Origin of the sequence: Barnesiella sp. CU968 (assembly GCF_905219685.1) — a bacterium.
Taxonomy (GTDB): domain Bacteria; phylum Bacteroidota; class Bacteroidia; order Bacteroidales; family Muribaculaceae; genus Lepagella; species Lepagella muris_A.
The window spans coordinates 1-7,919 of sequence record NZ_CAJMXD010000114.1; the positions used below are offsets into that span (position 1 = coordinate 1).

The 7,919-nt window shown below is 54.1% G+C and carries 7 protein-coding genes; 5 read left to right on the forward strand and 2 right to left on the reverse strand.

The window, feature by feature from the left end; translation table 11 throughout:
- Positions 1–62 precede the first annotated feature (62 nt).
- Positions 63–2,030, forward strand: a complete 1,968-nt coding sequence (locus JX312_RS06110) for an OPT family oligopeptide transporter (protein WP_204457399.1) — start codon at positions 63–65, stop codon at positions 2,028–2,030.
- A gap of 77 nt (positions 2,031–2,107) precedes the next feature.
- Here the strand turns inward: JX312_RS06110 and JX312_RS06115 are convergent, their stop codons facing one another.
- Positions 2,108–3,130 (reverse strand): aspartate-semialdehyde dehydrogenase, encoded by a 1,023-nt coding sequence (locus tag JX312_RS06115; protein WP_123406216.1) that lies wholly within the window; start codon positions 3,128–3,130, stop codon positions 2,108–2,110.
- A 12-nt stretch (positions 3,131–3,142) separates the two neighbouring features.
- The gene (fabD, locus tag JX312_RS06120) at positions 3,143–4,021 is read right to left on the reverse strand and encodes an ACP S-malonyltransferase (protein ID WP_123406214.1); all 879 of its coding nucleotides are present in this window, start codon (positions 4,019–4,021) and stop codon (positions 3,143–3,145) included.
- 258 nt (positions 4,022–4,279) lie between these two features.
- Here fabD and JX312_RS06125 point away from each other — a divergent pair, with 258 nt between their 5' ends.
- The 4 genes from JX312_RS06125 to JX312_RS06140 form a co-directional block, all read left to right on the forward strand.
- Entirely contained in the window at positions 4,280–5,515 is a 1,236-nt protein-coding gene (locus JX312_RS06125; RefSeq protein ID WP_204457400.1) for a pitrilysin family protein, read from the forward strand.
- An 87-nt stretch (positions 5,516–5,602) separates the two neighbouring features.
- On the forward strand, positions 5,603–6,598 hold the full coding sequence (dusB, locus tag JX312_RS06130; RefSeq protein ID WP_204457401.1) for a tRNA dihydrouridine synthase DusB: 996 nt from the start codon (positions 5,603–5,605) through the stop codon (positions 6,596–6,598).
- 85 nt (positions 6,599–6,683) lie between these two features.
- Positions 6,684–7,373, forward strand: coding sequence for a GIN domain-containing protein (locus JX312_RS06135; protein ID WP_123406208.1), 690 nt, complete (start codon positions 6,684–6,686; stop codon positions 7,371–7,373).
- A 41-nt stretch (positions 7,374–7,414) separates the two neighbouring features.
- Positions 7,415–7,919 (forward strand): oligosaccharide flippase family protein (locus JX312_RS06140; RefSeq protein WP_204457402.1); only part of this gene is annotated, 505 nt, incomplete at its 3' end.

Consider the following 7,919-nt stretch of genomic DNA (forward strand, 5'->3'; position numbering starts at 1 on the left):
ATTATAAATACTTATTATAAACTAATTTTCAATACTTACTTATTTAACCTGACAGATATTTTATGAAAGAAAACGAAGAAGTCTACACCACCGACACCGGACTGCCGGAAAACGCCTTCCGCGAGCTTGCGAAAGACGAACAGTACGTTCCGGTGATGAAACCAGCTCACGACCAGAAGGAGGTGACTCCCTATTCCGTGGGTATGGGTCTGTTGATGGCTGTTGTGTTCAGTGCGGCGGCAGCTTATCTCGGACTGAAAGTAGGGCAGGTGTTTGAGGCCGCCATTCCTATCGCCATTATCGCGGTGGGTCTCAGCAACGCTCTGAAGAAGAAAAATTCCCTCGGGCAGAATGTGATCATCCAGTCGATAGGCTCTTGTTCGGGAGTGATAGTGGCAGGCGCCATATTCACCCTTCCGGCTCTGTTTATCCTTCAGGCTACCTATCCCGACATCATGGTGGAATTCTATCAGATATTCCTCAGTTCGCTGTTGGGCGGAATTCTGGGCATTCTCTTCTTCATACCCTTCCGTAAATATTTCGTGAAGGATATGCACGGCAAGTATCCCTTCCCGGAGGCGACGGCAACCACGCAGGTGCTCGTTTCGGGTCAGCAGTCGGCGGGCGCCGAAAGCGGAGGTCAGGCAAAGACTCTTGTCATCGCCTCCCTTATCGGCGGTATCTACGACTACATCGTCGCCACGTTCGGATGGTGGGCGGAAACCGTCACCTCAACAGCGTCGGCATGGGGACAGACAATAGCGGAGAAGACAAAACTCGTGCTCAGCTGCAACACCGGAGCCGCGCTTCTCGGTCTCGGATATATCGTAGGTCTCAAATACGCTTTTGTGATTTTCGCCGGCTCGATATTCGTGTGGTGGATCATCATACCGCTGCTTGGCACTTACGGCAGCCCTGAGTTTCAGGCAATGTCGCCCGACGCGCTCTTCAAAGACTACGCCCGCATGATCGGCATCGGCGGCATCGCAATGGCAGGAGTGATAGGAATCGTGAAATCATGGCCCATCATCCGTCAGGCGGTCGGTCTGGCGGGACGTGAGTTCAAGGGAGGAGCCAAGAGCGGCGAAAAGCCTGTGCGCTGGCAGCTCGACATCTCCATGAAGCACGTCGTCTTCTTCATCGCGCTTGCTCTGATCGCGGTGCTTGTGTTCTTCTGGCTGGGAGTCATACATACTCTCTGGCAGGCGCTTGTGGCGTGGCTTGTGGTTACGGTCATCGCGTTCCTCTTCACCACAGTGGCGGCAAACGCTATCGCTATCGTAGGCTCCAATCCTGTGTCGGGCATGACGCTCATGACTCTTATCGTTGCTTCGGCGATATTCGTTTCAATCGGACTCAGCGGCACCTCGGGCATCGTGGCTTCCATGGTGATCGGAGGTGTGGTCTGCACCGCGCTTTCCATGGCTGGCGGATTTGTCACCGACCTCAAGATCGGTTACTGGCTCGGCACAACGCCCAAAAAGCAGGAGACATGGAAATTCCTCGGCACTCTCGTTTCGGCAGCGACCGTTGGCGGTGTGATCATCGTGCTCAACAAGGTTTACGGTTTCACCGGTGACAATGCTCTCGTAGCACCTCANGCAAACGCCATGGCGAAAGTTATCGAACCGCTCATGATGGGTGGCGAGACTCCTTGGATTCTTTATATGGTAGGTGCTATTCTGGCGTTGATTCTCAACTGGCTCGGCGTGCCGGCACTGGCTTTCTGCCTCGGTATGTTCATTCCGTTGTCGCTCAATACACCGATGCTTGTCGGTGGTGCGGTTTCATATTTCGTATCCAATTCATCGAAAGACAAGAAGGTGAACGATGCCCGCCGCGACCGTGGCACACTCATCTCCTCCGGTCTCATCGCAGGCGGCGCCCTCTTCGGGGTCTTCGCGGCAATCACCCGCTTTGCCGGTTTCGAATACACCACCCCCGGTTCCGAGCAGCTGACTCAGATTCTGGGTTGCGTGGCATACGCGCTCCTCATCATCTATCTCATCCGCGACAGCAAACGCGCCTGAGACAATCACGCACAGATACAATGAAGGCGTGTCGCGGTGAGCGACACGCCTTCATTGTATCTGTGCGTCTNGAGGGGTCAGTTCTTGAAGCGGGGGTCGTTGGCGAGAAGCCACTGGGCTATCTGTACTGCGTTGAGAGCCGCACCTTTCTTGATCTGGTCGCCTACCACCCAGAAACTAAGTCCGCAGTCATCGCAGAGGTCTTTGCGAAGGCGTCCCACATACACTGGATCCTTGTCGGCGATGAAAAGTGGCATGGGATAGTATTTCTCTCCCTCTGCATTCTCTTCCATCACAACCAGACCGGGTGCCTGTCCGAATGCGCGACGAACCTCTTCGGTGGTCAGCGGAGTCTCTGTCTCGACCCAGATAGCCTCGCTGTGGGCACGTAGAACAGGCACGCGGACACATGTCGCAGATACGCGTATGTCGGAATGCATGATCTTCCGGGTCTCGTTAAACATTTTCATCTCCTCCTTGGTGTAGTCGTTTTCAGTGAAAACATCCACATGGGGAATCACGTTATACGCGAGCTGATACTTGAATTTCTCCACAGTGGGTTCCTCGCCACGGCTCAGCTGTGCTGTCTGGTGTCTCAGCTCGTCCATGGCTGCCGCGCCTGCGCCGCTTGCCGCCTGATACGTGGCGACACGCACGCGGCGTATATGGCTGAGGTTCTCGATCGGCTTCAGTGCCACCACCATCTGGATGGTGGTGCAGTTGGGATTACCGATGATGTTGCGCGGACGGTTGAGAGCATCCTCGCCGTTGACTTCAGGCACGACCAGAGGCACATCGTCATCCATGCGGAACGCCGAACTGTTGTCGATCATCAGTGTGCCGTGGCGCGTGATGACATCGGCAAATTCTTTTGATGTGCCGGCTCCGGCAGAGGTGAAGGCAATGTCGGTGCCTGTGAAGTCGGAATCACGGGTGAGTTCCTCGATCACGTATTCTTTCCCTCTGAAGGCGCGGGTCTGCCCTGCGCTTCTCTTCGAGCCGAAGAGCCGCAGGTTGTCGATGGGGAAATTCTGCTCGTCAAGCACGCGCAGGAACTCCTGTCCTACGGCGCCGCTCGCTCCTACTATCGCGATATTCATTATTGTCTCTGATTACTGTTTGCCGGAAGTCGCCACTCCGCGGTTGATTTTCTTTACAAGACCCTGGAGCACTGCGCCGGGACCCAGCTCGATGAACTCATCGGCGCCATCGGCGATCATTGCCTCTACGTCATATGTCCAGCGCACGGGAGCTGTGAGCTGCTTGATGAGGTTTGCCTTTATTTCTTCGGGGTCAGTATGCGGCTTGCCGTCAACGTTCTGGTAAACGGGACATACGGGAGTGCTGAACTCAGCCTCCGCGATAGCTTCGGCGAGTTCCTCCTGGGCGGGTTGCATGAGGGGGCTGTGGAAAGCGCCTCCGACTTTAAGTTTCATGGCGCGTTTCGCACCTGCCGCAAGCATTTTCTCGCAAGCCGCGTCGATACCCTCCATTGTTCCGGAGATTACCACCTGTCCGGGACAGTTGTAGTTGGCTGGAGCCACGATATCATCGATCTCAGCGCAGAGAGCCTCGACCTTGTCATCGGGAAGCGCGAGGACGGCTGCCATTGTCGAAGGACGCAGTTCGCATGCTTTCTGCATGGCGTGGGCGCGTTTCGAAACGAGCTTTAGCCCCTCTTCGAAACTGAGTGCGCCGGCAGCGACGAGTGCCGAGAACTCACCAAGACTATGGCCGGCGACCATGTCTGGCTTGAATTCGTCACCGAGGCTCTTGGCGAGCAATACGCTGTGTAGGAAGATTGCAGGCTGAGTTACCTTAGTCTGTTTCAGGTCATCTTCTGTGCCCTCGAACATCATGTCGGTGATGCGGAAGCCGAGAATTTCATTTGCTTTCTCAAAAAGTTCCTTTGCTTCGGGATTGTTGTCGTAGAGGTCCTTGCCCATGCCTACGAACTGGGCACCCTGGCCCGGAAATACATATGCTTTCATTATCTAAAGAAATAGTTTTTATTCAATTCAAATTTCAATTCAATTGTAAACCTGTTCCTGTTATCTAAACCTGTTCCTGTTATCATTGTCTAAATACGGTAAGGCGGTGCAAAATTAGTGAATAATTCCCAATTACGGAAATAATTCTTTAATACGATGGCGACATGGTGCGGAAAACCGCGTTTTTTTAGTTATCTTTGCAGATTGAATGCGTCCGCGGTGTTGTGGCGGACGGGTTATTTATGATTGTAATATAGTATGATTGTCAAGGATAGTGAAAAATATCATATTCACACTCTTTCCAACGGACTGAGGGTAGTGGCTGTCAAGGCAGAGGGCAACGTGTCGTATATCGGCGCGATGGTCAATGCCGGCAGTCGTGACGAGTCTGCCGACAGGGAGGGACTTGCCCATTTTGTGGAACATACCATATTCAAGGGCACGCGCCATCGCCGAAGCTGCCACATCGCAGGGCGCATGGAGACCATCGGCGGAGAACTTAACGCCTACACCACGAAGGAGGAGACGATGATTTATACCAACGCTCCCGCAGGTTATGCCGCGAGGTCTTTCGAACTTATCTCAGATCTTGTGAAGAATGCCTCTTTCCCGGCAAATGAGATAGAAAAGGAGAAGGAGGTGATCGTGGAGGAGATCCATTCTTATCGCGACAGTCCTTCGGACTCGGTATATGACGAGTTTGAGGAATTGATTTATGCCGGTTCGGGTCTTGCCCACAACATATTGGGCACACCTGAGAGTGTGAGAGGATTGTCATCGGCAGACGGACGCGGTTTTATCGATGCTAACTATACGCCGCGGAATATGGTGATATACTGCGCCGATCCGGGCGATCCGGAACGCAATATCCGTCTTGTGGAGAAGTATTTCGGTGACATGACGTTTGATTCGGAACCGCTCTTGCGCGAGGCTGTGCCTGCGGTGGAGGTCTTCAACGAGACGCGTGTGCGGTCAAGCCATCAGGCGAACTGCATAACAGGATGCCGCCTTTTCGGTCGGGGCGATTCACGCAGGCATGCTCTGTTCCTGCTCAACAACTATCTGGGAGGACCATGCATGAACTCGCGTCTGAACATGGAGATGCGCGACCGCCGCGGACTGGTGTATACCGTCGAGAGCAATGTCGCCCTGATGAGCGATACGGGCGTGCTGCTTGTGTATTACGGCTGTGACAAGGATGCTGTGGCGCGTTGCCGCGCCATAATATCCGGCGAACTGGACCGTCTTGCACAGTCTCCGTTGTCGCCGAGGGCTTTCGCTCGTGTCCGCGACCAATACTGCGGGCAGCTGATCATGAGCGGCGAGCACCGGGAGAGCCGCGCTATGGCATTGGCTAAAAGCCTGATGTATTACGGAGAGATCCACGATATAGATTATACGGCGGAGCGCATACGTTCCCTGACACCCGAGGCGATGCAGGAGGCTGCGCAGCTGATAATTGCCGGAGGACTCTCAACTTTGTCGCTCGTATGACGCTGTTCCATGGACAGCTGACAGACAAGTGCTGAAAAAGGGTGGATATTATTATGACAACATCAATAAAACGGAATAAGCATACAAATGAAAATAGCCAATGTTGATCTTGGAGACAAGCCGGTGTCGCTTGCCCCGATGGAGGATGTGACGGATCCTTCGTTCCGTCTGATCTGTCGCGAAATGGGGGCGGCTTCGGTCTATACGGAGTTCGTGTCGGCGGAAGCGCTTATCCGCGATATAAAGTCAACGACGCGAAAACTCGACATCAACGATGCCGAACGCCCGGTGGCAATACAGATTTACGGACGCGAGCCGGAGGCTATGGTCGAGGCGGCGAAGATCGTGGAACAGGCTCGCTCCGACATCCTCGACATCAATTTCGGGTGTCCGGTGAAGAAGGTGGCGGGGAAAGGCGCGGGAGCGGGGATGCTCCGTGACATACCCAAGATGCTTGAGATAACCCGCCGGGTGGTGGATGCCGTCGATATTCCTGTCACGGTGAAGACGCGGCTCGGCTGGGATTGCGAGAACAAAATCATCACCGATCTGGGACCGCGGCTGCAGGACTGCGGCATAAAGGCGCTGACAGTGCACGGGCGCACACGCTCGCAGATGTATACCGGACAGGCGGACTGGTCGCTGATCGGCGAGCTGAAGAATGACCCCCGCATGGAGATTCCGGTGATAGGCAACGGCGACATAACGTCGGCGGAGGGTGCGGCGGAGGCTTTCGACCGCTTCGGTGTAGACGGCATCATGATAGGCAGGGGGGCTATCGGCGCGCCATGGATATTCAGGGAAGTCCGCCAGTATCTTGAGAAGGGGAAATACGAGCCTCTTTCCGATGCAGCGAAGTTCGACATATTGCGCCGGCAGATACGCGAGAGCATCGACCGCATCGACGAGTATCGCGGCATTCTGCACATTCGCCGTCATCTCGCCGCGACGCCTCTCTTCAAGGGTATTCCCAATTTCCGCGAAACGCGCATTAAGCTGCTGCGTGCGGAGACGGAGAAGGAGCTGTTCGGTCTTCTCGACCATATATCCGAAACATTCTTCGGCAATCGGGAAGAAGCCTGATGACATTTTTTCAGATGCATGGTCAGGAAGTTTTTAAATTTAAACAGTTTCTTATAGTCGAAAAATCATCTTATACTTGGAAATTATGAAAAAGACAGTAGCTTTTATGTTGATGCTGGCGGCGGTGCTGCCAGCTCTGGCTCAGGAACGGACATATCGTCTGGATGTGGGTCGTTTCGACAAGATTAAGATTACGGACAACGTCAATGTGGTTTACCGCTCTGTGCCGGACTCCACCGGCATGGCTGTCTTCACCGGCGCGGAGGAGTTCGCCAATGCCTTTATATTCACCAACAGCAAGGGGAAGCTCCGCATTCAGGTGAACACGGAGGATGTCAACAACCCCGCGTTGCCTGTGCTGTATGTATATTCGGATTATCTGACTGAAATCGAGAATTCCTCTGAATTTACCGCCACAGTCTGCAACACTATAGCCGTGCCGGCGTTCACGGCAAAGCAGATCGGCAACGGACGCATCATAGCCGAAGACATACAGACGGGAAACGCCGAGGCGCATCTCGCTACGGGCAAGGGTACGATAATACTTACCGGAAAGGCGGACAAGGCGACTTTCAAGATGGTGGGCACCGGACTGATCGAGGCTGAAGGGCTGGAGGCGATGGCGGTGAAGTGCTCGATTCTCGGCACAGGCGACATTACCTGCTGGCCGGTGAAGAAGCTTGACGTGCGCGGCATCGGCACCACTAAAATCCAGTACAAGGGTAATCCGGAAATAAAGAAAGTGGGAGGGGGCAAGGTTCTTCCTCTTGAGTGATTCCCCGGTCTCATCCGTACAACATGAAAAAATCCTGAACAGTGGCGGAGGAAAGCATTCTCAAACAGAAAACGGCAAGTACGCTGAAATGGAACGCGGTAGACCGCGTTTCATCCCAGCTGCTCTATGCCGTGGTCGGCGTGGTGCTCGCCAATATCCTCACTCCGGAGGATTTCGGTCTTGTGGGCGCGTTGCTGGTGTTTCAGGCTTTCGCCATACTGTTTGTAGACAGCGGTTTCGGGGCGGCGCTGTTGCAGCGCAAGGATCCCGATGAGCGGGATTATTCCACGGTGTTCTGGTTCAACCTTGCGGTGAGTGTGGCGGTATATGCCGTCCTTTTCTTCTGCGCCCCCCTAATAGCCGACATTTTTCAGGGAGACCGTAGGCTTATACCTCTTTCGAAGGTGATGTTTCTCACCTTCATCCTCAACGGTCTTGCCATTGTGCAGACCAACCGTCTGATGAAACGGATGGATGTAAAGCAGATTGCGGTTTCCAACATCATCGGGCTCACAGTGTCGGGGNCGTTGGGTGTGTGGCTTGCCG